The sequence below is a fragment of the Loktanella salsilacus genome, from assembly GCF_024206795.1.
Lineage (GTDB): Bacteria > Pseudomonadota > Alphaproteobacteria > Rhodobacterales > Rhodobacteraceae > Loktanella > Loktanella salsilacus.
In genome coordinates this window covers 387853-412913 of record NZ_CP072994.1, presented here as the reverse complement: position 1 = coordinate 412913, position 25061 = coordinate 387853, and the positions used below count along the sequence as shown (strand labels likewise).

Below are 25061 nucleotides of genomic sequence, written 5' to 3'. Positions count from 1 at the left end.
CGCCGCCAGCGCCTGCGCCTCTAAGATTAGTGACTGTCACGCGGCACCTCGTTTCCACGGTTTCCTTTCAGGATCCCGAAGTCGGCCCCTGTATCCGCCCCTTCCACCATATCGACGAACAGCTTGGAATACCCCGACGTGAACATCGGCGCGGCGGGGGTCCATGCGGCCAGACGCGCGGCAAGCTCGTCATCGCTGATGTCCAGATGGATGCGGCGGGCCTCGACGTCGAGCTCGATCATATCGCCCGTGCGCACGACGGCCAGCGGGCCGCCAGCGGCTGCCTCTGGCGCGGTGTGCAGGACGACAGTGCCGTAAGCCGTGCCTGACATGCGTGCGTCAGAAATGCGGACCATGTCGGTGATCCCCTTCTTCAGCACCTTGGGCGGCAGGCCCATATTGCCGACCTCGCTCATGCCCGGATAGCCCTTTGGGCCGCAGTTTTTCAGGACCATGACGCAGTTCTCGTCGATATCCAGCGCATCATCGTTGATCCGCGCCTTATAGTCGTCGATGTCTTCAAACACGACGGCCCGGCCCCGGTGCTTCATCAGATGCGGGCTGGCGGCAGACGGTTTCAGCACCGCGCCATTGGGCGCAAGGTTGCCGCGCAGCACGGCGATGCCACCGGATGCCGCAAGCGCCTTTTCCACCGGCAAGATCACGTCGTCGTTCCAGTTTTGGGCACCGGCAACTTCTTCGCCAATGGTGGTGCCGGACACGGTCAACGCGTCGTCATGCAGCATCCCGGCCTCTGACAGACGCTTCAGCACGACAGGCAGGCCGCCCGCGTAAAAGAACTCCTCCATCAGGTATTTGCCCGATGGCATTAGGTTTACGATCGTCGGCACATCGCGGCCGCAGCGATCCCAGTCGTCCAGCGTCAGGTCAACGCCAACCCGGCCCGCCAACGCCAGCAGGTGAATGACTGCATTGGTCGACCCGCCAATCGCGCCGTTGCAGCGGATCGCGTTCTCGAACGCCTGCTTGGTCATGATGTCCGACGGTTTCAGGTCGTCCTTGACCATCTGCACGATACGGCGGCCCGTCATCTGCGCCATGACCCGGCGGCGGCTGTCGACACCGGGGATCGCGGCGTTGCCGGACAGGGCCATGCCCAGCGCCTCGGCCATGCTGGCCATGGTGGACGCGGTGCCCATCGTGTTGCAGGTACCCGATGAACGGCTCATCGCCTGCTCTGCCGCAAGGAAGTCTTCTTGCGTCATCTTGCCAGCTTTGATGTCTTCGGACATCTGCCAAAGTGCAGTGCCAGAGCCCACGCGCTCGCCCTTGAACCAGCCATTCAGCATCGGCCCGCCGGTGACGACGATGGACGGGATGTCCGTCGACGCGGCCCCCATCATCAAGGACGGCGTCGTCTTATCACAGCCGACCAGCAGCACCGCGCCGTCGATGGGCTGGGCGCGCATCACCTCTTCCACCGCCATCGCGGCAAGGTTGCGATACATCATCGCCGTGGGGCGGAATGTGTTTTCGGACGCGCTGAACACGGGAACTTCGACTGGAAAGCCGCCAGCTTCCCACACGCCAGCTTTCACCTTTTCCGCCAGCTCGCGCAGGTGGCCGTTGCAGGGGGTCAGATCAGACCATGTGTTCAGAATGCCAATCACAGGGCGCCCGTCGAACAGATCGTCAGGATACCCCTGATTTTTCAGCCAACCCCGGTGATAGATATTATCGCGGCTCGTGCCGCCATACCATTCTTGCGAACGCAGGGTGCGGGGCCATGGAGCGGGAGTGAAAGTCATCGCAAATTCCTAAAGAGTTGTAACGTGAACGCGGGGCGATTGCGGCGCGTCATCTATGGCCAGGGGATTGCGCAGGGGCAAGCCAAAGGCCGGGGCACCGATTTCATAGATATCGCCCGACTGGCACACAACTCCCTTGGCGAACGACAGAGTCGCCGTGCCGAACATATGCACATGCACATCGCCGGGCTGGCAAAAGATCCCGTATTTGAAATGGTGATGCTCCAGATTGGCGATGGTGTGAGACATGTTCGCCTCGCCGCTCACAAATGGGGCGTCAAAAATCGTCTCTTCCCCGCGCAGAATGCGGCTGTAGCCCTGCACATCCGCAGGCAGATCGCCAACCAGCAACTCTGGGCCAACGGAACAGACACGCAGCTTAGAATGGGCCAGATAAAGGTAATTCTGCTTTTCCGTCACATGGTCCGAAAACTCGTTCGCAAGGGCAAAGCCGACGCGGAATGGCGCACCGTCCGGGCCGATGATGTAGATGCCTGCGATCTCCGGCTCCTCGCCCGCGTCCAATGCAAAGGACGGCGAAGGCAGTGCGGCACCCGGGGCCATCATGGCGTGGCCCGTGCCCTTATAGAACCACTCCGGCTGCACGCCGGGACCATCGCCAACGGGCTTGCCTGACTCCACACCCCAGCGGAACATCTTCATCGAATCCGTTTCGGCCTTGTCGTCCTTTTCATGCATCGCCGACCGGGTAGAGGCGCTGCCCAGATGCGTCAGGCCGGTACCGGTCAGATAGGTATGCGCGGGATCGGGATGGAACAGGGGCGGTAACATCTGACCGGCGGCATAGATTGCTTCTAGATCGACAACATCGCTCATACCCAGCTGTCCCACCCGGTCGCGCAGGGACGTGCCAGTCGCGGCGCAATCCATCGCCAGATCATACAGCGACAGATCAGTCGCCACATTACAGGCCTGTGTGCCGTCGCGGGCGACAAGCTGAATGCGGCCATCAGTCGTACGGTATTGTGAAAGCAGCATGTCGCTTATCCTTTTCTTTTGTTCATGACGTCAAAGATGACGGCGGCCAGCAGCACCAAGCCTTTGATGCATTGCTGCCAGTCGATGCCGATGCCCAAAATCGACATACCGTTGTTCATCACCCCCATGATGAAAGCACCGATGACGGCACCCACCACGGTGCCGACGCCGCCCGCCATGGACGCCCCGCCGATAAAGACGGCGGCAATTACGTCAAGCTCAAACCCCGCCCCGGCCTTGGGGGTCGCGGTGTTGAGACGCGCAGCAAAGACGAGGCCCGCCAGCGCTGCCAGCACGCCCATGTTGGCAAAGGTCAAAAAAGTCAGGCGCGGCGCGTTGATGCCCGACAGCATCGCCGCCTTCTCGTTCCCGCCGATGGCATAGATGCGCCGCCCGATGGTCGTGCGACTGGTGACAAAGGAATAGACCGCGATCAGCAGCGCCATGACGATGAACACGTTCGGCAAACCTCGGAAGTCAGCCATGAGATAGCTCATGTAGACCAGTGCTATAAAGATCAGGCCGTTCTTTGCCACGAAGAAAGCAAAGGGCTCCTCGACGCTGCCGGTTTTGGCAGCCTCACTCCGGCTACGGATTGCCAGAAACAGGATGGTGCCTGCGACCAGAACGCCCAGCGCGAGCGAGAAAAGGTTCAGATCTTCGCCGCGAAACACATCGGGAATAAAGCCAGAGGCGATCAGTTGGAACTGTTTGGGGAACGGCCCCACCGACTGACCGGCCAGCAGCCACAGGGTCAGACCCTTAAAGACCAGCATCCCGGCCAACGTGACGATAAAGCTGGGAATCTTAAAATAGGCGATCCAGAACCCTTGCGCCATGCCGATCAACCCGCCCGCAACAAGGCAAAGCAGTCCGGCAAGAAAGTAGGGAATATCGAAATTCACGATCATCACAGCGGCCAGCGCCCCGACAAAACCCATGACAGACCCAACGCTCAGGTCGATGTGGCCCGCCACGATGACCAGCAGCATGCCGATCGCCATGATAATAATATAGCTGTTCTGCAGGATCAGGTTGGTCAAGTTGACAGGCTTTAGCAGGATGCCCCCCGTCGCGATTTGAAAGAACGCCATGATCGCGATCAGCGCAAACAGGATGCCGTATTCGCGCATGTGACCGCGCAGGAACGACCAGCTGGATTTAACCTGCACGGGCGGCAAGTCTGCGGTGTCCGGGTTGGTGGTATTGGTCATGGACGATCCCCTGATCTGATAATGGTTGCCATGATCTTCTCTTGGCTCGCCTGCGCCGTGGGCATTTCCCCCACAAAGCGGCCTTCGTTCATGACATAAAGGCGGTCAGTTATACCCAGCAGTTCCGGCATCTCGGACGAGATCACGATGATCGCCTTTCCCGCCGCCGCCAGATCACGGATCACCGTATAGATTTCGTATTTCGCACCGACGTCGATGCCGCGCGTGGGCTCGTCCAGGATCAGCACGTCCGGGTCCGCGAACAGCCATTTCGACAGGACAACCTTTTGCTGGTTGCCCCCAGACAAGTTCACGGTCTGCTGCTCGATACTGCTAGATTTGATGTTCAGCCGGGTGCGGTATTGCGCTGCCACCTCGGCCTCGCGCTGACGGTCCACGACCATGCCATTCGCGACACCATCCAAATGTGCCAGCGGCACGTTGCGGCGGATCGTGTCGTCCAGCACAAGGCCATATGTCTTGCGATCCTCGGTAGCATAGGCAAGCCCCGCATCAATCGCGCGGCGCACAGTGGACAGGTCTGCATCTGTACCGCCGATCTGCACCGATCCGGTGATATGGGTACCATAGCTGCGTCCAAAGAGGGACATAGCCAGCTCTGTCCGGCCAGCGCCCATCAGGCCCGCAATGCCAACTACCTCGCCCTTTTTGACGTGAAAGGACACGTCCTTCACCACTTGACGGTCAGAATGCAGCGGATGAGTGACGCACCAGTTGCGCACATCCATGGCGACCTCTACCTTCGCAGTATCCACTTTTGGCGGATAGCGGTCATCCAGCGACCGGCCGACCATGTCGCGAATGATGTCACCTTCGCTGATGCCATTGCGGCAGTCCAGCCGCGACACCGCAGCGCCATCGCGAATGACGGTGATCGTGTCGGCGACCTTGCTAATCTCGTTCAGCTTGTGACTGATCAGGATGGACGTCACGCCGTGGCGTTTGAATTCTAGCAACAGGTCCAGAAGCTTGGCACTGTCTGTCTCGTTCAATGACGATGTCGGCTCATCTAGGATCAGCAGGCGCACGTCCTTGGACAACGCCTTGGCGATTTCAACCAACTGCTGCTTGCCCAGACCCAGTGCGTCGACCAGCGTGTCGGGGTGTTCCCTCAGGCCAACGCGGGCCAGCAGTTTCGCGGCACCAGCGCGGGTCGCGCGCCAGTCCATGATACCGCGCGTGGCGCGTTCATTGCCCAAATAGATATTTTCAGCGACCGATAGCAGCGGCACAAGGGCCAGCTCTTGGTGGATAATAATGATACCTTGCGCTTCGCTATCGCGAATGCCCCCAAAGGACTGCACCTTACCGTCATAGACGATATCGCCGGAATAGCTGCCGTGGGGATAAACGCCAGACAGCACCTTCATCAGCGTGGATTTGCCTGCGCCGTTTTCACCAACGAGAGCGTGGATTTCGCCCTCTTCGACCGTCAGGTTGACGGCGTCCAGCGCTTTGACGCCGGGAAATTCCTTGGTGATCGCCCGCATTTCAAGAAGTATTGTCATGGCCCCCCCGGATGCCCGATTGAAAAAAAGGGCCTTTGATCTGTGCCAACCGGCGCAGATCAAAGGCCAGCGCCGGGGTCGCGCAACCGCGCGCCCCCGGCAGGGAGGATTACTCGATCTGGTCTTTGGTGTAGTAGCCACCGTCGATCAGAACAGATTCAACGTTGTCCTTGGTGACAGCCACAGGCTCCAGCAGATAGGCCGGGACGACTTTGACGCCGTTGTCATAAGTCTCGGTGTCGTTGATCTCTGGCTCGCCGTCGTTCAGCAGCGCCTCGACCATGCCAACGGTGACACGGGCCAGCTCGCGGGTGTCCTTGAAGATCGTCGAATACTGCTCGTCCGCCAAGATCGACTTGACCGACTGCACTTCAGCGTCCTGACCCGACACGATCGGCATTGCCATATCGCCAGAGCCGTAGCCCACGCCTTTCAACGAGGACAGTATGCCAATGGACAAACCGTCATAGGGCGAAAGGACCGCTTGGACTTGCTTGTCAGTATAGTTTGCGGACAGCAGGTTATCCATCCGCGCCTGCGCAACAGAGCCATCCCAACGCAGCGTGCCGACCTGATCCATGCCCATCTGGCCGGATTGGATGACAATATCACCAGCGTCGATCAGTGGCTGCAGGACCGACATCGCGCCATCATAAAAGAAATAGGCGTTGTTATCGTCCGGGCTGCCGCCGAACAGTTCAACGTTCCATGGCTTTTGATCGGCAAAGCGCGCGTTCAGACCATCGACCAGTGTCGATGCCTGCTGTACGCCAACTTTGAAGTTGTCGAAGGTCGCATAGTAGCTGACATCGCCGCTGTCGCGGATCAGGCGATCATAAGCGACTACGTCGATGTCGGATGCGGCGGCATTGGCCAGAGCGTTCGACAGGGTCGTGCCGTCAATGGCCGCGATGACCAGCACGTCGACGCCCTTGGTGATCATATTCTCGATCTGGGCCAGCTGGTTGGGAATGTCGTCTTCTGCGTATTGCAGATCAACGGTATAGCCTGCTTCTTCGAACTGCTTGACCATGTTGTCGCCGTCCGCGATCCAGCGCGCCGACGATTTCGTCGGCATCGCGATCCCGACATAGCCGGCGTCCTGCGCGATTGCGCCGCTGCTAAAGGCCACGAGCATCGTCGTCGCCAGCATGGATGTCATTAATTTCATGTCGTCCTCCCTTGCGCGAATACCACCCGTTTCCTCCCGGTGGTTGCCGCTGATGATATTCGGCAGGTCTCGGCGGCCCAATTTGAACGCCATCTGCACGGGCGCACCTTGAGCGCCCGCGATATGACCTTCAAATGCAAAAATGCCGCTTGGATATATCAGTACGGGTATGTCATTATTCCCGAGAAACCAAATGGGCGGCGAAATGATACGATCAAATGTATTAGACGGCACAGCCGCCAACCTGATCCACCGCGGCCTGCGCTTGCCGCAATTACGCCTGCTCATCGCGGTTGCCGATTTGGGTCAAATCTCGGGCGCTGCGGCGCAAGTTGGCATCACGCAGCCGGCCGCCTCTCGGATGCTGACAGAACTGGAACATACGACCGGCACGCGCCTGTACGAGCGTCACCCGCGCGGCGTAATCCTAACCGCGGCAGGCGCTTTGCTGGCCAAAGGCGCGCGGACCGCCTTGCATGATCTGGAAATCGCTTTTGCCCAAGTTGACACGCTTGCGCAGGGAACTGGTGGACTAGTCCGGATCGGCACTGTGACGGGTGCAGGCTTGGAACTGGTCCTGCCCCTGATCCGCGATATGCGCGTCACCTATCCAGAGATCGAATTCGACGTCATGGTCGATACATCCGATGTGCTGGCCGATGCCCTTTTGGCGCAGCGCATCGACTTTTACCTTGGGCGGATGCTGTCCAATGTCACCGCCCACGATGTCACCACGACGACCATCGGCGCAGAGCCCATCGCCCTTATCGTCCGCAAAGATCACCCCTTGATGCGGCGCAGCGATACGACGCTGGCCGACACGCTGGCCTATGACTGGGTCATGCAGGCACAGGGCGGGTTGATGCGGCAGGCGGTCGAATCCTATCTGCTTCATCACAATCTAGAGCCGCCGGTCCGCACCCTTAGCACATCGTCGCTGGTGCTGACCTTGGGGATCGTTTCAGACACCAATGTCGTGGCACCCGTCGCCCGGTCCGTGGCCGACGTGCTGGTGTCCCCCAAGCGTATGAATAGTGACATCCGCATCCTGGATGTCACCCCCGACATGGCGGTTGCCCCCTACTCCCTGATTTGTCGCCGCCAGTCGGAAACATCACCCACCGTCGCGCGTGTCCTACGGATGCTGCAAAGCCGCATCAAAGACAGAGAGCCCCACCTAACTTAAAAGACCGATCGTCGAGGTCCCGCGTCATGGAACCTTTATACGGCTGCCCCCCTACTGCCCCGACAGAGTGTCTATTGGGTCAGCCATATCCAACTGCGCGCGCTGAATGCGCAACAGATGCTCCCACTGGTGGTCGATTTTTTCATGCAGGGCGCGGATTTCCAGCTCTGACTTCAGATTGACGCGGTAGTCACTCTCGGCACGGATGCGGTCCTTTTCGTCCTGCCGGCGCTGGCTCATCATAATGATTGGGGCCTGCAGCGCCGCCACACAAGACAGGATCAGGTTCAAAAAGATGAACGGATAGGGATCGAATGCCCGGAACATCAAGCCGGTCACGTTCAGCAACATCCACGCCACCAGCGTCACAACAAAGCCAATGATAAAGGTCCACGACCCACCAAAGGCGGCCACCCGGTCCGACATACGTTCGCCAAAGCTGGTTGCGGCTGGGTCGTCGCTATCGCCCGGATCTTGCGTCAGCATTTGGCCAGAGGCGAGGGCATCGATCACCTCGCGGTCCAGCGCGCTCAGGCGGCCCGCCTCGTCGGTCAGGATGTGTTCCAGATGCTTCCTGCGATAGCGCGCCAGATCGGCACGGCAGATCAAGGCGTTCGGGCCCATATCTGGATGATCCGCCAAGATCATTGCCGTCATATCGGGCCGCATAACAGCAAGCGACACAGCATCGCCGCGCGGCATCGCCTTGCCGCACAGGGCGCAGGTCGTCTTGTCTTGATCGTCGTCGCCAGCCATCCCGGCCTCCTTGATGCCCAACCACAGGGCGAAACCGGCGGGGGCTGCGGGCAGCTTACAGGACCGCCGCAGGGCCGCAAAGCCTGCGATATCAGGCGATCAGATCGTGATCAGGTGGTTATCCCAAGCGACATCAAAGGCCGCGACACCCGCCAAAGCACTGGCCCCAAACCGCGCCATCCCGCCAAAGCCATCCGTCAGCATAAAACCATCCGGCGCGGCCCCAATCCCGCAGACATCGGCCCGCACGGGCATGTCGATGAATGTCCCGTCCAGATCGAAAATCGCCAGCACACCGCCCTTGGGCGATGTGATCGCGACGCGGTCCCCTGCGGCCTCGAACACGACGCTGCCCGCGTAATTTTGCATCCGCGTCGCCATCGTGTCGGGCAGTTTACACATAACGGGTGCCTGCCGGCGGCGGTGCAGCCCCAGCAAGGGCGGCGTGACCGCTGCCGCGCCTTCCCACTGCATCGCAAAGGCGATGGTGCCATCCGCATGGGCGGCCAGATGGCGGATCGAATTCCAGTGCAGATCGGGGGACAGTGCGACCTGTTCCTCGACCGTGCCATCCAGCGCCAGATAGGTCAGGTTCGGGCGCATCGTATCAAGGTTCAGCTTGGTGCGGTCGTCGTCCAGCGCAGCGATGATCCCGCCATTGGCGACAACCAAGCCCCCATCCGGGCGGCGCAAAATCTCGTGCGGGCCAATCCCGCCGGAGGCGAATTGCCGGGTACGGCGATAGCCACCGGAACGGGTCCATTGACCAATCCAGCCGCTGCCGGTGGCGTTATCGACCTCTCCGGTGAACAGCAGTTCACCATCCGCCGAAAACGCGCCATGCCCGCTGAAATGATGCCCCTCTGGCGCGGTCAAGGTGCGGATCACGCGGCCCTGCGCGCAGTCGATCACCAACGCATAGGTGCCGGGCCGGCGGGCAAAGGTCACCGCCTCTGGCCGGACTGGATGGCCCGCGCCGGCATGGCCGCGCCCCGGCAGCGGAATGCGAAACCGCTGTTGCCCCTGCGCCGTCACACCGTACAGCGCAAAGCTGCCGTCAGGCTCTCGCGCGGCGGCAAGGTAGTCCGGCGATCCCGCATCCGCCCAGGTCACACTTGGGATCGCAACCGCTGCCGCAAGGCTGGCCAGAAATCCGCGCCGTGTAGTCATGTCAGTCCCCGTCCGCGGAGTTAAAGCCTGCCGAAACGCCCAGCGATGCGCCGATTTCGCCCAGCACCGCGTCATATGCGGTGGTGATCGCTTGTTGCACAATTTCAATCTTTAACCGCTTGGATGGGTTGTCCACCCCTGCCAAAATTGGATCATCCAGACCTTCGGCCAATTCAATCGCGCGGGTCATAGCGGCATCCGTGATCGGCGCATTGCCATCCGTTAACTGCCGCGCCAGATCGGCCAGCCCCTGCAGAGACAGCGCGATGTTGCGCTGACTGCGGCCAGACCGCCACGCCTCTGCCCGGTTCGGACGGGGGCGATCAAAGGTACCCAGCGGACGCGCCAAACGCTGTTCAACATCAAAGTCGAGCCCCGCCAGCAGCGCCGTGAACAGCGCCTGCGTGGCCTCGTCATCGCTCAGGTAAGTCTGGTTGCCAGCCGCGCCCGCCGTGCGCATCGTCTCGGCGTAGCCGTCCTGCCAATCCTGATCAACGCGCGCCGCAATGGTCGCCAAGTCGGCGGTCAAAGCCCGGAGCAAGGCACAGCCATAATCCCCCGCCTGATCGAACTGCGGATCATACAGCAGATATTCCAACGCATAGATGCCCCGCGCCGCGACCGAGATTTGCGCCGTCCCCGTCGCCGTGTCGATGATCGGGTCTTGATCGGCGATCAGCCGGGCCAGCGCCTTTGGCGTCGCGCTGCGTTCGTCCGGCCAGAAGGCCACGATAACGGACGCGCCGTCTTGTTCGATGGGTCCGAACTTCAGATGGCTGACCGCCATCCAAGCGTCAAAGGTGTCGTTCCAGGCCGGGCGCACCGCATCCGGCGTGCAATCGGAAGCGGCAATGTCGCGCAAGTCAGCGGCGGACGCTTCGAGCGCCGCATAGCCGGGCAGGATGTGGGCATCCACCACCTCCTCTACGCCAGCAAAGGCAGGGGATGCGGCCAGCGCGGCGATCAGGGACAATGCGGATTTCATAGGGACTTCAGATATTTGATCAGATCAGCGCGGTCCTGCGGAGCCATCGCGACGACCGCATCACGCTGCGATTGCGCCTCTCCACCATGCCACAGCACGGCTTCCAACAAGGACCGGGCGCGGCCATCGTGCAGAAAATATGTGTGCCCCGATACCGTCTGCGTCAAACCAATGCCCCACAACGGCGGGGTGCGCCATTCTTGGCCATTTGCGCGACCTTCGGGACGGTTGTCTGCCAGACCGGGGCCCATGTCGTGCAGCAGCATGTCGGTATAGGGCCAGATCAGCTGAAAGCTTTGCTCTGGCTGATCGTCCAGCCGTTCGGTGACATATTTCGGCGTATGGCAGGCGATGCACCCGGTGTCATAGAACACCTGCTTGCCGCGCAGCACGCGCGGATCGTCCACATCGCGCCGTTCCGGCACGCCCAGATTGCGGGCATAGAAAGTCACCAAATCAAGCCCTTCGGCGTTGATCTCGGTCAGCTCTTCGGTGCCTGTCGTGCCGTGCGGCGCGCCTTGGCAATCTGCCTGCGCCTGCGTGCAATCGCCCCAAGGCGCGTCAAAGATCGGGGTGGAAATGCCGATATCGCCAGCAAAGGCAGCGGCGGATTGTTCCCGGATCGTCGGCGCGCCCGCCTTTAGGCCAAAGCGGCCCAGCATCGGGCGGTTTTTGTCAAAGGACCAAACCACCTGCGCCCGCCCCGAAATACCGTTCCCATCCGCATCATCCGGGTCAGCTTGTGCCAGAATATCGGCGGCAGGGATCGCCTCTAGCAGGCCAAGACCGATCATCTGCGGGGCCACGCGGGGCGACAGCATCGCGCCGGGGGCCAGCGGGCCATAGCCTAGATTGTCAGCCGTATAGGTCGGCTCGGTCAGTGTGGCCGTCTGCCCGCCCGCCAATTGCACCTTTTCATCCGCATAGGTGATGCCCATGCGATATTCCGCCGGATGCCCTTGCACCGCAAAGTTCTGCAACTGCCCGCCGTAGACCGGATCGGGCGCTGTGCGCGGCGTGTCATCATCGCCAAGGCTCAGCAGGAAAGCGTCCAGTTCTGACATATCCGCATCGGTCGGTGCCGGGACCGAGATGCGCAGGAACATCGACACGGCCTCTTCATCGCCTTCAGGCGGATGGCCGCGCCCGTCTTTCAGGTGGCAATTCTGGCAACTGCGCGCATTATACAGCGGCCCAAGCCCGTCCGACACAAGCGTCGAGGACGGCGACGACACCCAAAGTTTGCGAAACAGCCCGTCGCCGACCTTAAAGTCCAACTCGCGCGCGAACGGCATATTGGCAGAGGGGATCGAGAATGCATCGCCGTTGTCCCGCGCCCGCACCGTGGCCGCGCCTGCGCCATTCGCCTCGAACGGTTCCGCCTTGGTGAAATCTGTCGTCGGCGCGGTGACCGCCGCGATGCGCGCGGCCTCTGCGTCCGTCCGCGGTTGACCCGTCAGATGCGGCGCGTTCAGGTCGTAGCTTTCAGCCTGCGTCTGCGCCGTCAAAGCCGTGCCGCCCAGCGCCATGGCCGCCGCGCATCCAAGCAAAAGGGTTCTGTATCGCTGGGTCATATCGGCATCTTGTCTTTTGAAATGGGTCGATGCGGCGAGGCCCCGCCGCATCACTTGCAAACATCACATGGCGCCGTCTGACAAACAGCGCAACGCGAGACCTGCGTTACTGGAACACGGCGTTCGGGTTATCCAAGCTATCGGACCCTTCGACCGCGATCCCGTTCAGGTCCAGCGCAGCGACCGCCCGCTCGATCGACCGGGTCTGGATAACCAACGCGTCCACCGCGCCCATCACCAGCGCCTCGCCTTCGGTATTGTCGCGGGCCAGCATCTGGTCATAGGCCATTCCAGCCTCTGCCTTATCGCGGATCACGGCCAGCGCAGCGACGGAAGCCTCAAGCTCGGTCTTTAACTGCGCATCAATCGCCGGATCAGCCTGCGCGACCAAATCAGACAGCGATGGGCCGCTGACGGTGCTGCCATCAACGCGGGTATAGCTGCCAAGATAGACGTTTTGGACGCCAAGCCCGTCGTAATAATGGCTCATATGCGTGTTGTCGGAAAAGCAGTCATGCTCTTCTTCTGGGTCGTTCATCATGACGCCCAGTTTCATGCGCTGGCCTGCCAGCTCGCCATAAGACAGCGACCCCATGCCCGTCAGCATGGCCGAAATGCCAGCGGTTTCATCCGCCAAAACTGCGGTCCGCGCAGCCCCGCCATCGGCCCAAGCAGCGGCCATTTCGTCCAGATCCGTCACCAGCAAATCAGTCACCGCACGCAGGTAATCGCCGCGACGATCACAGTTGCCGTTGGTGCAATCGTCCCCTGCCGCATAGTCGGTCCAAGGCCGGTCCCCGGCCCCCGCATCCGTGCCGTTCAGGTCTTGGCCCCACAGCAGGAACTCCACCGCGTGATAGCCTGTCGCGACATTCGCCTCGACGCCGTCCGCCTCTTGCAATGTGTCCTGCAACAAGGCGGGGGTGATCGCGCTCGCGTCCACCTCTTCGCCGGACAGGGTGAACGACGGGTTCGCCACGACGTTCAGCACGGCAAATTCGTTTTCGTCCGTCGCACCGCCATAGGTGGCGTCAACGTAGTCGATCAGCCCTTCGTCCAGCGGCCAGGCGTTCGCGCGGCCCTCCCAATCGTCGACGATCGCGTTGCCAAACCGGTAGGCTTCGGTCTGCATGTAGGGCACGCGCGCCGCGATCCATGCAGTGCGGGCTGCTTGCAGCGCCGCCTCTGACGGTTGGTCCAGCAATACGTCCACTGCCGTTTGCAGCGCCTGCGCGGTGGTCAGGCTGTCGGCATATCCGGCCGCCGCGATGTTGGCATAGGTGTCCAACACCTCGGCCCGCTCGACCGCGAATGCGGGCAGGGCCGTCAGTGCCGTGGTCGCCGTCATGGCGAAAAGCATGGATTTCATCGGATCGTGTTCCTTAGTTTTTTTTAGCGTAAGTTATGTTGGCTATGTGTCGGGACGGGTGCGGTATTTGGCATCCGTGCAAGCCGCAGGAAAACCTGCCCAAGGCGCAAAGCCAGCTCCACCGCAGCCCATGCCGCATGGCCCTTGATCAAAGTGCTGGCGAACAAAAGCGCCTCTTCATGGTCCCGCCCAGCGGCAGCAGCCACCAGATTGGCAAAGGCGCTTTCATCCCCGCAGAAACAACTGCATCCCAGCCCGTGCCGCATAATAGGCCGCCGGGCATTGGTCAGAACCGCGGTCATCAGCGCATCAAAATCGGCCACCATCGGCCCAGCGGCATCGCCCATGACAAGGGCAAAGTCCCGCGCAATCATGCCGCGATCCGCGCCGCCCGTGCACCACGCCCGCAGGTAGACAACGGCCCCAAGCTCAATTGGCCCCAGTTCCTGCAAAGTGCCAACAGGGGCACCGCCACGCGGTGTCTGCTGCGGCACATCCACACCGGGGAAATGCGGACGCACGCTCATTTCGTCAGGATCAGTTTGCCAGCGCGGGTCACGCGCAGCAGATACGCCTGCCCCGAAAGCAAAATCCACGCCTGATCGCCGCCCGCCATTAGGTCTTTGGCGTTATGCGTTGGCGCATCCTGCGTATGGGTAGAAGCGGACATAGCGTCACCTTTTGGCATTGTGTGTTCCGGGCTGCCGTAAGGGTGGCTAGGATGATGCGCCTTTTCTGACTGAAACAGTCAGATACGTCAACGGGAATAGTTGACTAAAAGAGTTTATAGCGCGAGCGGGGGATATATCCTTCGATATTTTCACTTATTAACAACAACTAAACAAAAAAATGACGGCTTTCTGATCTGCGCACGCCACGCGTCAATCACCCGCACCGCGCCCAGTCGCGTCATCAGCGGCGCTCCATCATTCTTCCGAAAATTGCCATATAGAATGCAAAAAAGGGCCACGCCGCAGCGTCGCCCCCTTTCTTATGTCGCGTTCGGAGCCGCGTCAGTGCTTCACGTAAAGCACATCAGACGATCAACAGATGGCCGACTGGCCACCCATCACCCACACTTGGAATAGCCGCAGCTCCCGCATGTCATGCAGCCTTCGACCATGCGCAGGTCATAGCTGCCGCAGCTGCCGCAGGCTTTACCACGTGGCGCATTGCCAAGGGTGACCACATCCGCCTGCGGATCGCTCTTCAGGCCTTCGCCCTCGCCCGACAAAAAGCTCGTCGCGATCATGTGCTTTTCGATCACGCCGCCAATGGCCGCCAAGATCGAAGGCACGTACTTGCCCTGCATCCAAGCGCCGCCGCGCGGATCGAACACCGCCTTCAGCTCTTCGACCACAAAGGTCACATCGCCGCCGCGCCGGAACACAGCAGAGATCATCCGTGTCAGCGCCACGGTCCAAGCGAAATGCTCCATGTTCTTGGAGTTGATGAAGACCTCGAACGGACGGCGATGCCCGCCGACGACCAGATCGTTCACAGTGATGTAGATCGCGTGCTCGCTATCGTGCCACTTCAGCTTGTATGTCGCGCCTTCCAGCTCGGTCGGGCGATCCAGCGGCTCGGTCATATAGACGACCTCGGCGGTGCCGTTCTCTTGCTCGACGGCGACTGGCTTGTCGTCAGACACGCTCAGCACGGAACCGGTCACGGCGTTCGGACGATAGGTGGTGCAGCCCTTACAGCCTTGATCCCAAGCGGCCATATAGACCTCTTTGAAATCGTCAAAGCTGATGTCTTCGGGGCAGTTGATCGTCTTGGAAATCGACGAGTCGATCCACTTCTGCGCCGCAGCCTGCATGCGCACATGCTCTAGCGGGGCCAGCGTCTGGGCGTTGACGAAATAGTCGGGCAGCGGGGTGTCACCCTTCAGCTCGCGCCACATCTGCACGGCGTAGTCCACGACCTCTTCTTCCGTGCGCGACCCGTCCTTCTGCAACACCTTGCGGGTGTAGGCATATGCGAACACCGGCTCGATGCCCGACGACACGTTGCCCGCGTAAAGAGAGATCGTGCCAGTGGGCGCAATCGAGGTCAGCAGCGCGTTGCGGATGCCATGCTCGCGGATCGCTTCGCGCACATCCTCGTCCATTGCTTCCATCGCACCGGACGCAAGGTAGGCCTCTGCGTCGAACAGCGGGAACGCGCCCTTTTCCTTGGCCAGATCGACCGACGCCAGATAGGCGGCGCGGGCGATCGCGTGCATCCACTCATCCGTCTGACGCGCCGCTTCTTCAGAGCCATAGCGCAGACCGACCATCAGCAGCGCATCGGCCAGACCCGTCACGCCCAGACCGATCCGGCGCTTGGCCTTCGCCTCTTGGCGCTGCGCTTCCAGTGGGAATTGCGACGCATCGACGACGTTGTCCATCATCCGCACAGCGGTGGCGACCAGTTCGCCCAGCGCCGCAATATCCAGCGCAGCCGCATCGCCAAACGGATCGCTGACCAGCCGCGCCATGTTGATCGAGCCAAGCAGGCAAGCACCGTAGGGGGGCAAAGGCTGCTCGCCGCAGGGGTTGGTCGCGGCAATCGTCTCGCAATAGCTCAGGTTGTTCGCCTTGTTGATCCGGTCAATGAAAATCACGCCCGGTTCTGCGACCTCATAGGTCGACTTCATGATCGCATCCCACAGATCGCGAGCCTTGACGGTGCGGTACACGGTGCCCTTGAACACCAGATCCCAGTCGCCGCCAGACTTGACCGCATCCATAAACGGATCGGTGATCAGCACCGACATGTTAAACATCCGCAGCCGGGCCGCGTCGTGCTTGGCGGTGATGAAATCCTCGACGTCGGGGTGATCGCAGCGCATCGTCGCCATCATTGCCCCGCGGCGCGAGCCTGCGGACATGATCGTGCGGCACATCGCGTCCCAGACATCCATGAATGACAGCGGACCAGAGGCATCCGCCGCCACACCATGCACAATCGCGCCCTTGGGGCGGATCGTGCTAAAGTCATACCCGATCCCGCCGCCCTGCTGCATCGTCAACGCAGCCTCTTTGAGCATGTCAAAGATGCCGCCCATGCTGTCTGGCACAGTGCCCATGACGAAACAGTTAAACAGCGTCACCTGACGCGCGGTGCCTGCACCGGCAGTGATCCGGCCAGCGGGCAGATATTTGAAATCCTCCAGCGCACCGTAAAACTTGTCTTCCCAAGCCTTCGGCGACTTCTCAACCGACGCCAAAGACGTCGCAATCCGCCGCCACGTATCCTCGACTGTGATATCCTTCGGCGTGCCATCAGCTTCTTTAAAACGGTATTTCATATCCCAAATCTGCGCGGCGATGGGGGCACTGAAATGGGTCATGATAGCAATCCTTGGGATGGGGGAATCAAGTAGGGTTAAGGATGCCCGTTCTAGGTGACGGGTCTTGAATTGGCAATTCACTTACGGCCATTTTGCACACAAAATATCAGGCCAAAATGCCGCATAGGCACAACATATGGGGTTGCGCTTCGCACTCCACCGCATATGTGGCCCTAACTTCCCTCGCGACGGAACGCCGAATCTGGGCTTGGGGTGGGTTAGCTCAGCGACCTCAATTTCGGACTCAACAAGGTAATTTTTATAGGAATACTCGCGTCACCTCGAGCCTCCCCCCGCTCACCAAGCCTTGCAGTTGGCAACGCCCGGACTAATTGATAACCACTGATGACCTGCGGTAAGGCGTCACACATACCACAACATCTAGGTGAACTCATTGCCCTCTCACATAAATCTGGTGAAACTCTCTGTCGGGACCGAGTCCATCGACGACATGCTCGGCTGGCAGCAGCAACGCGCCAGTCAATCGCGTGATGGCCAGTACTACCACGTCACCCGCATGTGGCCCAAGCGCGAGGCAGAATTGCTGGACGGCGGCAGTATCTACTGGGTGATCAAGGGCGTCATCCAATGTCGCCAACGCATTTTGGAACTGCGCGAGGTGATCGGCCAAGACGATATCCGCCGCTGCGGCATCGTGCTTGCACCCGAAATCATCCGCACCGCCTCTACCCCGAAAAAGGCGTTCCAAGGCTGGCGCTACCTGTCCCCCGCCGACGCGCCCGGCGATTTGACAGACAGTCAACAGGCCGAAGATTCCCTTCCCCCAGAGCTGCAAAAAGCCCTCGCCGCCCTCGGCGTCCGCTAACCGCCCGGCGCACAAGACACCCGCCCCAAGCCCCCAAATGGTCTATATCATGACGTGGCGTCAAAACCGGTGACAGTCGCCCCGCTCCGATGCATGCTCTGCACAAGAGGAGATCCATCATGACCATTTTCCAAAGCCCCTTCGACGACGTCGCCCTGCGCGATATCTCGATCACGGAACGCGTCTTTGAGGGCCTGCGCGACCGCCCGTCAGAGGTCGTGCTGACCGACGGCCCCACGGGCCGCACCATCACCGCCGCGCAGTTCATTGATCAGGTCGAATCCCTCGCGGGCGGGCTTACCGCACGCGGCTTCGGCGCGGGTCACACCATTGCCTTGATGGCCCCGAACTGCCCCGAATACTGCGTGATCTTCCACGCCGTCGCCTTCGCTGGCGGCACCATCACCACGATCAACCCGACCTATACCGCCTCGGAAATCCGCCATCAGTTGCAGGATTCCCGCGCTGAATTCCTGATCACCGTGCCGATGTTCCTCGACACCGCCCGCGAAGCACTACCCGGCACCAACGTCACAGACATCGCGACCATCGGTAAAGCCGACAACACGCTGGAACTCAGCGACCTGATGGAAGAGCCGCTGTCCGCCCAAGTCCTCGTCGATCTGGACCACCATACCGTCGTGCTGCCCTATTCCTCTGGCACCACCGGCCTGCCCAAAGGCGTGATGCTGTCGCACCGCAACTTGGTCGTGAACGTCGATCAGATCATCGCGGGTGCAGACTTTGAACGCGGCGAAGTCGCTGCCGCCTTCCTGCCGTTCTTCCACATTTACGGCATGACCGTATTGATGAACCTGCACCTTGCAGGCGGCGGCGGCCTCGTCACCCTGCCCCGCTTTGATCTGGAAATGTTCCTGCGCATCAGTCAGGACTACAAATCCAAACGCATGTGGATCGTCCCGCCCGTCGCCCTCGCACTGGCCAAGCACCCGATGGTCGATCAGTTCGACCTGTCCGCGCTGCAGCAAGTCTTTACCGGTGCCGCCCCTCTGGGTGCCGACCTGTCGAACGCCGTCGGTGCCCGCCTAAATTGCGTGTCCCTGCAAGGCTACGGCATGACCGAACTGTCCCCCGTCAGCCACCTGTCCCCGATCGACAGCGCCATCCCCGGTGCCTCCGGCCTTGCCGCGCCAAACGTGCTGTGCCGCATCGTTGACATCGAAACCGGGCAAGACCTTGATACCGGGGCAGAAGGCGAGCTTTGGATCAAAGGCCCCAACGTCATGCAGGGCTACCTCAACAACGCCAAAGCCACTGCCGAAACCATTGTAGAGGACGGCTGGCTGCGCACGGGCGACATCGCCGTGATCGACGCAGACGGCCAGATGTTCATCGTCGACCGCCTCAAAGAGCTGATCAAATACAAAGGCTTCCAAGTCGCCCCGGCAGAGCTGGAGGCGACACTTGTCGCGATGGACGGCATTACCGACGCCGCCGTCATCGGCCTGCCAGACCCAGAGGCCGGTGAAATCCCCATGGCCTTTATCGTGCGCACCGAAAACGGCCCTGATGACGCCGCGATCAAGGCGCACCTTGCGAAAACCCTGTCGTCCTACAAACAGGTCCACCGCATCGACTTCGTGACCGAAATCCCGAAATCCGCCTCCGGCAAAATCCTGCGCCGCTTCCTGCGCGACAAAATCAAAGCCGAAGGCTAACCGCAAAACCCGCAGCCCCCCACCTTCTTCTGGTCACAAATATCTCGGGGGGCCGCGCAGCGGCGGGGGCAGCGCCCCCTCAACGCCCGCCCCGGCACCGCCGGGGCGACACCATCAGGCGATTACTCGATCCACTTCGCCCATTGCGCCGGGCTCCCGGCAAAGGCGTTCACGTCGACAGGCCGTGCAATCCCCGGCACAATCCCGGTGCCGGTGTATTGCCAAAACGCCCAGCCCTCACCGGGATAGCGCTCGGATGGATGCGCCGCGACGGACCGCAGCCAGAACTGCGTGCGCGGCAGCTGGCCAAGGGCTGTGTCCCAATAGAAATCAGGCGTCGTATAAACCAGCGGCCGCTTGCCATAGTGCCGCTCTAGCATGTCCAGAAACACCGTAGCCTCTGCCCGCACAGTGGCGGCATCGGGCTTGCGGCTGCACGTCCGGGACTGGTGGTTCCATTCCATATCCAGCACCGGCGGCAGCGCACCCGGGTCGCGCGGCACGTTCCGGATAAACCACGCCGCCTGCTCCTGCGGCGAACGGCAGAAGTAATAGAAATGATAAGCCCCATGCCGCACCCCGGCTGCGGCCGCCCCCGCGCGGTAGGTATGGAACATCGGATCGGCCACATCGCCGCCCTCTGTCGCCTTGATATAGGCAAAGGAAATGCCCCCCGCCCGGGCACGGTGCCAGTCAATCGCCCCTTGATAGCGGGACACATCAACCCCGTGGATCGGATAATACGACGGCAATTGCCCGACGTTTGCGTGGGGCGCGGCATCGGCAAAAACCGGATAAACTGGCGCGCTTGACGTCGCAATGCGGTCGCGAGACACGCGCCCGCCGCAGCCGGCAAGGACAAGAGCACAGGCAGCAAGACAGAAAAATGACCGCATGACGGCTCCTGCAGAAATGGTTGAAAAATGACTAAGGGCCCGGACACAACCGCACGGCCCAGCGCACAAGTCAACGGCCGGGACCGCTGCACAAGCGGATCCCGGCCGTTCACATCATCACAAAGGCGCCCGCCTTTAGGTGCCCAGCAACTGCTCTAGCGTCTTAAATGTCGCGCGCTGCTGCATGGTCCAGTCGCGGCGGGACGTGCGGAACAAGGTCGCCTGCGACGCATGGATCATACCGTCGCTTAGGATTTTCAGCCCGTTCGCGCGCAGCGTTTCCCCGGTCGAGGTGATGTCAGCAATCGCCTCGGCGGTCTCGTTCTTGACCGTACCTTCTGTCGCGCCCTGGCTGTCGATCAGCGCGTAATCCGCAACGCCCGCTTGCTTCAGGAACTCGCGCACCAGGCGGTGATACTTGGTCGCGATCCGCAGCCGATGACCGTGCACCGCACGAAAAGCGGCAGCCGCTGCATCCAGATCGTCGAGTGTATCGACATCGACCCAAGCCTGCGGCACGGCGATAATCAGGTCCGCCCCGCCAAAGCCCATCAGCGCGACCTCTCGCACCGACTTTTCCCAATTCACCAGCTTTTCACGGACAAGGTCCGATCCGGTCACACCCATCTGGATGCGCCCTGCTGCCAGCTCGCGCGGGATTTCCCCGGCGCTCAGCAGAACCAGCTCGACACCCTCGATCCCATCAACAGCGCCCGCATATTCGCGGTCGCTGCCCGATTTGCGCAGGGTTACGCCGCGCTGGCCAAACCATTGAAAGGTCTTCTCCATCAGCCGCCCTTTGGACGGCACACCCAGCTTCAGCATCAGATATCCCCCCGCAGCTGCAGCAGCAGATCAGGCCGGATCACACCGCCCACCGCAGGCACGGCCACGCCTTCGCCCAGCCGCGCTGTCAGTGCGTCATAACGCCCGCCGGTCGCCACAGGCGGCAAGGTCGGATCGTCCGCTGCGTAAAAGCCAAAGACAAAGCCGTCGTAATATTCAAGCGAAGTGCGGCCATAGCTGCCCTCGAACTCGAGCTTAGACACATCCACGCCGTAATCCTCTAGCGCGTCCAAACGTGCATTCAGACGCGTCACAGCCGGACCAATCGCCGGCATATCCACCGCGATATCACGCAGTTGGCTTAGCACATGGTCAGAGGTTTCGCGCAGCCCCGTCAGCGTATCCAGCAAGGCCAGTTCCTCGCCGCTGATCGGCGCAGTGGCCGCATCAGCCCGCAGCGCCTCGATCCGGCGCGCGACCTCGACGCGGCTGCGTTTACCCATATCAGCACCCGCCCCGGCAAAGGGATCGCTGGCCGCCAGCAACGCTGCGCGGCTTGGCGGCACAACTGTACGCCCGCCGAACCGGTCGAGCAAATTGCGAAACCGCCGTGGCCGCCAGATATGCCGCGCCAACGCATCCTTGCGCGCCTGCGACGTGCGCAGACCCGAAACGGCAGCCATCAAAATCCCGATGTCCCCCGTCGCAGCCCGCAGCGGCACATCGCCCAGCGCATCACGGATCGCGGCAAAGACTTCGGCATCGGCCAACGCCGGATTAACGCCATCAAAGACCTCGTACCCGACCTGCACGAATTCATTCGCCCGGTCGGGATCGCTATCCTGCTTACGAAACACCTTGCCCGCATAGGTATAGCGGGCCGGGTCCGCGTGGGACTGCATGTGCATCTGTACGACGGGCACCGTAAAGTCGGGGCGCAGCACCATCTCTCCACGGATCGGATCGGCGGTCAGGTAGGACCGGCCGCGAATATCCTCGCCGTACAAATCCAGCAAAGTGTCCGCCGATTGCAGCACGTCGGTCTGCACCACAACAGCATCGCGCGCGGCAAAGAAATCGCGCAGGCGGTCGGCTTCGGTCAGTGTGGCGGCTAAGGTCACGATTGCGATTCCTGTTGTCCGGCCAGCATCTTTTGGACTTCGGCCACAAGATCAGTCCTCGCGACTTCAATCTGGCTTGGGCGGTCTTTCCACTCTTCCAGCGTCGCGTTTTCGGCCATCTGCGCGCCAAGGATCAGGTCCTTGATCTGCACGATGCCTTTCTCAAACTCATCCCCGCCCGCGATGATCGCGATGGGACTGTTCCGCTTGTCCGCATATTTCAGCTGGTTGCCAAAGTTCTTAGGGTTGCCCAGATAAACCTCTGCCCGCACGCCTGCATTGCGCAATTCAGCAACCATGGTCTGATAATCCGCCATCCGCACCTTATCCATGACGGTCACCACGACAGGCCCCACGTCCTTGGTATCCAGCCGCCCCGTCGCATGCAGCGCCGCCAGCAGGCGATCCACGCCGATGGACACGCCCGTCGCAGGCACCTCTTGCCCGGTGAAGCGCTTGACCAGATCGTCGTAACGCCCGCCGCCCGCAACAGAGCCGAAGTTGCGCACATTGCCCTTCTCGTCCGTGACCTCAAAGGTCAGTTCGGCCTCGTAAACCGGCCCGGTATAATAGCCCAAACCGCGCACGACGGACGGGTCGATCACGATCCGGTCGGGGCCGTAACCTTGGGCCGACAGCAAGTCCGCGATCGTCTGCAATTCCTGCACACCCGCCTCACCCACGCTTGATCCAGCGACAAGTTCGGACAGCCGGGCCACCGTCGCAGCGCCGGTTTCGCGGCCCGCATCCATAAAGCCCATGACGACGTCGGCAGACACGTCATCAAGCCCCGCACCCTTGGTGAAATCGCCGCTCTCGTCCTTGCGTCCCTCGCCCAGCAAGGCGCGTACGCCGTCCACGCCAAGGCGGTCCAGCTTGTCGATGGCCCGCAGCACGATCCCGCGCGCAGCCTCTTTGTCGTCGCCAGCCAGACCCGCGACTTCAAGCACGCCGTTCAAGACTTTGCGGTTATTCACCCGGATCACATAGTCGCCGCGCTTGATGCCGACGGCCTCTAGCGTGTCGGACAGCATCGCGCAAATCTCGGCGTCGGCCGCGACAGAAGGTGCGCCGACCGTATCCGCATCGCACTGATAAAACTGACGGAAACGCCCCGGTCCAGGCTTTTCATTGCGCCACACCGGACCCATCGCATACCTGCGGTACGGCGAGGGCAAATCATTGCGATACTGCGCCGCGACGCGGGCAAGCGGCGCAGTCAGGTCATAGCGCAGGGCCAGCCAGTCGCTGTCCTCTTCCCAAGCAAAGACGCCCTCGTTCGGGCGATCAACATCGGGCAGGAACTTGCCCAGCGCCTCGACCGTCTCTACGCCAGAGGTTTCCAGCGGATCAAAGCCATAACGATGATAGACCTCGGCGATCTGGCGCAACATCTGGGTGCGCTGCGTCACCTGCGCGCCGAAATAGTCGCGAAAGCCTTTGGGCGTTTCCGCCTTAGGGCGCGGGGTCTTCTTTTCCTTGGCCATGGCATCCTCGCATCCGCTGGTCATCGCTGCGCGACATAACCCGCAGGGGCCAGCGTGGCAATGGCGGTGCGATTTACATTGCAAAACCTAAATGTTTCGCACGCGAAACATATTATGTTAAATAAGGCACTGAAATTAGTGACTTATTCACAAAATCCGTCAATCCAGCCACATCAAGCTGTGGCGCAGTCCCCGCCCCTACGCTAGAACTTGCCTCATGACCGATATCCTGCGCCTTGAAGAACAAATTGCCCACCTCACCCGCTTGGTGGAGGACTTAAGCGACGTTGTCGCCCGCCAAGACCGCACCATCGACACGGCCCAGCGCCGGATCGAGATGCTGATGCAGCGTGAAGCCACGCGAGAGGCCGACGCCGGCGGCACGATCCCCCTTGGCGATGAACGCCCGCCGCACTGGTAAGGCCGTCCTCTTCTTATCGTCCTAAATATCCCTGGGGGGCCGCGCCAGCGGCGGGGGCAGCGCCCCCTCAACCAACACACATCACTCTTCTTCTGGTCAAAAATACCTCGGGGGGAAGGCGAAGCCGGGGGGCAGCGCCCCCTGCCATCGTTAGCGTTCTGCCCCGGCGTCGGCGACGACGCCTTCGTGCAGCAGATACTCGACCCAGTTGTCGCTATCAGAGAACGACGGATAGGCGGTCAAAAACACAGTGCGCCGCCCAAGCGCATCAATCTTCGCACCGCAGCTCTGACCAGAGGGTGCGCCGCAGTACTTGCCCTTAATCACCTCGTATGCCGTATCCGTTTCCGAATAAGGCCGCGTGTTCGAGGCTTGATAACGGACGCCCTCGTGGGTCTGCACATCGCCAGTCAACACCAGCGCCGCAGTGAATTGCCGCAAGCAGCCATCGGTGAACCCATCGACATAATGTGCGCGAGGCGCGGTGCTGGTGGGTTTCGAATCGTAGACCGTATAGCCAGAGGCGCTCGCCACAGCGGTCCCAAGGCTGGCGGGCGCAACACCGCAAGTCGTGTCAATCTTGCCAAAGGCCAGCCCGGCCCCCGGGGCGGCTTGCCCGATATCAACGTCACTATTCATGATCGGCGTCCCGGTTCCGGTGGCACCGACGCCAGCGCAGCCAGCAAGGGCCAAACAGGCGATAACACTCGAAAACAAAAACTTCATAACTGGCCCCTCCGCTGATTGAATTTGACTACCATGCCCCGAAAGGCGCGCCGAGTAGCG

The 25061-nt window shown here is 61.2% G+C and carries 22 protein-coding genes; 4 read left to right on the top strand and 18 right to left on the bottom strand.

The features are described from left to right. Positions 1-26 precede the first annotated feature (26 nt). From araD to chvE, 5 genes are all read right to left on the bottom strand, one after another. Entirely contained in the window at positions 27-1769 is a 1743-nt protein-coding gene (gene araD, locus KBW81_RS02145; protein WP_254248154.1) for an L-arabinonate dehydratase, read from the bottom strand. A gap of 9 nt (positions 1770-1778) precedes the next feature. Beyond that, a complete protein-coding gene (gene araD1, locus KBW81_RS02140) occupies positions 1779-2768 on the bottom strand; it encodes an AraD1 family protein (protein WP_254248153.1) in 990 nt (329 codons plus the stop codon). Positions 2769-2773: 5 nt separating this feature from the next. Next, positions 2774-3982 (bottom strand): multiple monosaccharide ABC transporter permease, encoded by a 1209-nt coding sequence (mmsB, locus tag KBW81_RS02135; RefSeq protein WP_411914373.1) that lies wholly within the window; start codon positions 3980-3982, stop codon positions 2774-2776. Continuing rightward, complete coding sequence (gene mmsA, locus KBW81_RS02130) at positions 3979-5511, bottom strand: multiple monosaccharide ABC transporter ATP-binding protein (protein WP_254248152.1); 1533 nt, start codon at positions 5509-5511, stop codon at positions 3979-3981. The genes mmsB and mmsA overlap by 4 nt, the downstream gene beginning before the upstream one ends. 109 nt (positions 5512-5620) lie before the next feature. Next, positions 5621-6682 carry a multiple monosaccharide ABC transporter substrate-binding protein gene (gene chvE, locus KBW81_RS02125; protein WP_254248151.1) on the bottom strand — a complete coding sequence of 354 codons (1062 nt, stop codon included), beginning with the start codon at positions 6680-6682 and terminating at the stop codon, positions 5621-5623. Positions 6683-6887: 205 nt separating this feature from the next. On the opposite strand from chvE, the gene KBW81_RS02120 reads away from it, so the two are divergent. After that, positions 6888-7868, top strand: a complete 981-nt coding sequence (locus tag KBW81_RS02120; RefSeq protein WP_254248150.1) for a LysR substrate-binding domain-containing protein — start codon at positions 6888-6890, stop codon at positions 7866-7868. A gap of 51 nt (positions 7869-7919) precedes the next feature. On the opposite strand, the gene KBW81_RS02115 is transcribed toward KBW81_RS02120, so the two are convergent. The 8 genes from KBW81_RS02115 to KBW81_RS02080 all read right to left on the bottom strand — a co-directional run bounded on the left by KBW81_RS02115 (position 7920) and on the right by KBW81_RS02080 (position 17059). Continuing rightward, positions 7920-8624, bottom strand: a complete 705-nt coding sequence (locus KBW81_RS02115; RefSeq protein WP_367305312.1) for a DUF1003 domain-containing protein — start codon at positions 8622-8624, stop codon at positions 7920-7922. Between the two features lie 99 nt (positions 8625-8723). Next, positions 8724-9794, bottom strand: a complete 1071-nt coding sequence (locus KBW81_RS02110; RefSeq protein ID WP_254248149.1) for a DUF1513 domain-containing protein — start codon at positions 9792-9794, stop codon at positions 8724-8726. Position 9795: 1 nt separating this feature from the next. Beyond that, positions 9796-10779, bottom strand: coding sequence for an imelysin family protein (locus KBW81_RS02105; protein ID WP_254248148.1), 984 nt, complete (start codon positions 10777-10779; stop codon positions 9796-9798). Next, positions 10776-12353 (bottom strand): di-heme oxidoreductase family protein, encoded by a 1578-nt coding sequence (locus KBW81_RS02100; RefSeq protein ID WP_411914372.1) that lies wholly within the window; start codon positions 12351-12353, stop codon positions 10776-10778. The genes KBW81_RS02105 and KBW81_RS02100 overlap by 4 nt, the downstream gene beginning before the upstream one ends. Before the next feature lie 106 nt (positions 12354-12459). Beyond that, positions 12460-13722, bottom strand: a complete 1263-nt coding sequence (locus tag KBW81_RS02095) for an imelysin family protein (RefSeq protein WP_254248147.1) — start codon at positions 13720-13722, stop codon at positions 12460-12462. 23 nt (positions 13723-13745) lie between these two features. Further along, on the bottom strand, positions 13746-14249 hold the full coding sequence (locus KBW81_RS02090) for a hypothetical protein (protein WP_254248146.1): 504 nt from the start codon (positions 14247-14249) through the stop codon (positions 13746-13748). Then, positions 14246-14392, bottom strand: coding sequence for a hemin uptake protein HemP (gene hemP, locus KBW81_RS02085; protein WP_341223190.1), 147 nt, complete (start codon positions 14390-14392; stop codon positions 14246-14248). Before hemP ends, KBW81_RS02090 begins: the two co-directional genes overlap by 4 nt. Before the next feature lie 399 nt (positions 14393-14791). Beyond that, on the bottom strand, positions 14792-17059 hold the full coding sequence (locus KBW81_RS02080; protein ID WP_254248145.1) for an adenosylcobalamin-dependent ribonucleoside-diphosphate reductase: 2268 nt from the start codon (positions 17057-17059) through the stop codon (positions 14792-14794). A 394-nt stretch (positions 17060-17453) separates the two neighbouring features. On the opposite strand from KBW81_RS02080, the gene KBW81_RS02075 reads away from it, so the two are divergent. Continuing rightward, a complete protein-coding gene (locus KBW81_RS02075; RefSeq protein WP_090190528.1) occupies positions 17454-17885 on the top strand; it encodes a DUF1489 family protein in 432 nt (143 codons plus the stop codon). A gap of 119 nt (positions 17886-18004) precedes the next feature. Further along, positions 18005-19564 (top strand): AMP-binding protein, encoded by a 1560-nt coding sequence (locus KBW81_RS02070; RefSeq protein ID WP_254248144.1) that lies wholly within the window; start codon positions 18005-18007, stop codon positions 19562-19564. 122 nt (positions 19565-19686) lie between these two features. Here KBW81_RS02070 and KBW81_RS02065 read toward each other — a convergent pair whose 3' ends face one another. The 4 genes from KBW81_RS02065 to hisS form a co-directional block, all read right to left on the bottom strand. After that, positions 19687-20460, bottom strand: a complete 774-nt coding sequence (locus KBW81_RS02065) for a glycoside hydrolase family 25 protein (RefSeq protein WP_254248143.1) — start codon at positions 20458-20460, stop codon at positions 19687-19689. A 135-nt stretch (positions 20461-20595) separates the two neighbouring features. Continuing rightward, positions 20596-21285: an ATP phosphoribosyltransferase gene (gene hisG / locus KBW81_RS02060; protein WP_254248142.1), complete on the bottom strand. Its 690-nt coding sequence runs from the start codon at positions 21283-21285 to the stop codon at positions 20596-20598. Continuing rightward, a complete protein-coding gene (locus tag KBW81_RS02055) occupies positions 21285-22370 on the bottom strand; it encodes an ATP phosphoribosyltransferase regulatory subunit (RefSeq protein WP_254248983.1) in 1086 nt (361 codons plus the stop codon). The genes hisG and KBW81_RS02055 overlap by 1 nt, the downstream gene beginning before the upstream one ends. Further along, on the bottom strand, positions 22364-23854 hold the full coding sequence (gene hisS, locus KBW81_RS02050) for a histidine--tRNA ligase (RefSeq protein WP_254248141.1): 1491 nt from the start codon (positions 23852-23854) through the stop codon (positions 22364-22366). The genes KBW81_RS02055 and hisS overlap by 7 nt, the downstream gene beginning before the upstream one ends. 217 nt (positions 23855-24071) lie before the next feature. On the opposite strand from hisS, the gene KBW81_RS02045 reads away from it, so the two are divergent. After that, the gene (locus KBW81_RS02045) at positions 24072-24275 is read left to right on the top strand and encodes a SlyX family protein (protein WP_090190519.1); all 204 of its coding nucleotides are present in this window, start codon (positions 24072-24074) and stop codon (positions 24273-24275) included. A gap of 150 nt (positions 24276-24425) precedes the next feature. Here the strand turns inward: KBW81_RS02045 and KBW81_RS02040 are convergent, their stop codons facing one another. Further along, a complete protein-coding gene (locus KBW81_RS02040; RefSeq protein ID WP_254248140.1) occupies positions 24426-25001 on the bottom strand; it encodes a hypothetical protein in 576 nt (191 codons plus the stop codon). Between the last annotated feature and the right edge of the window lie 60 nt (positions 25002-25061).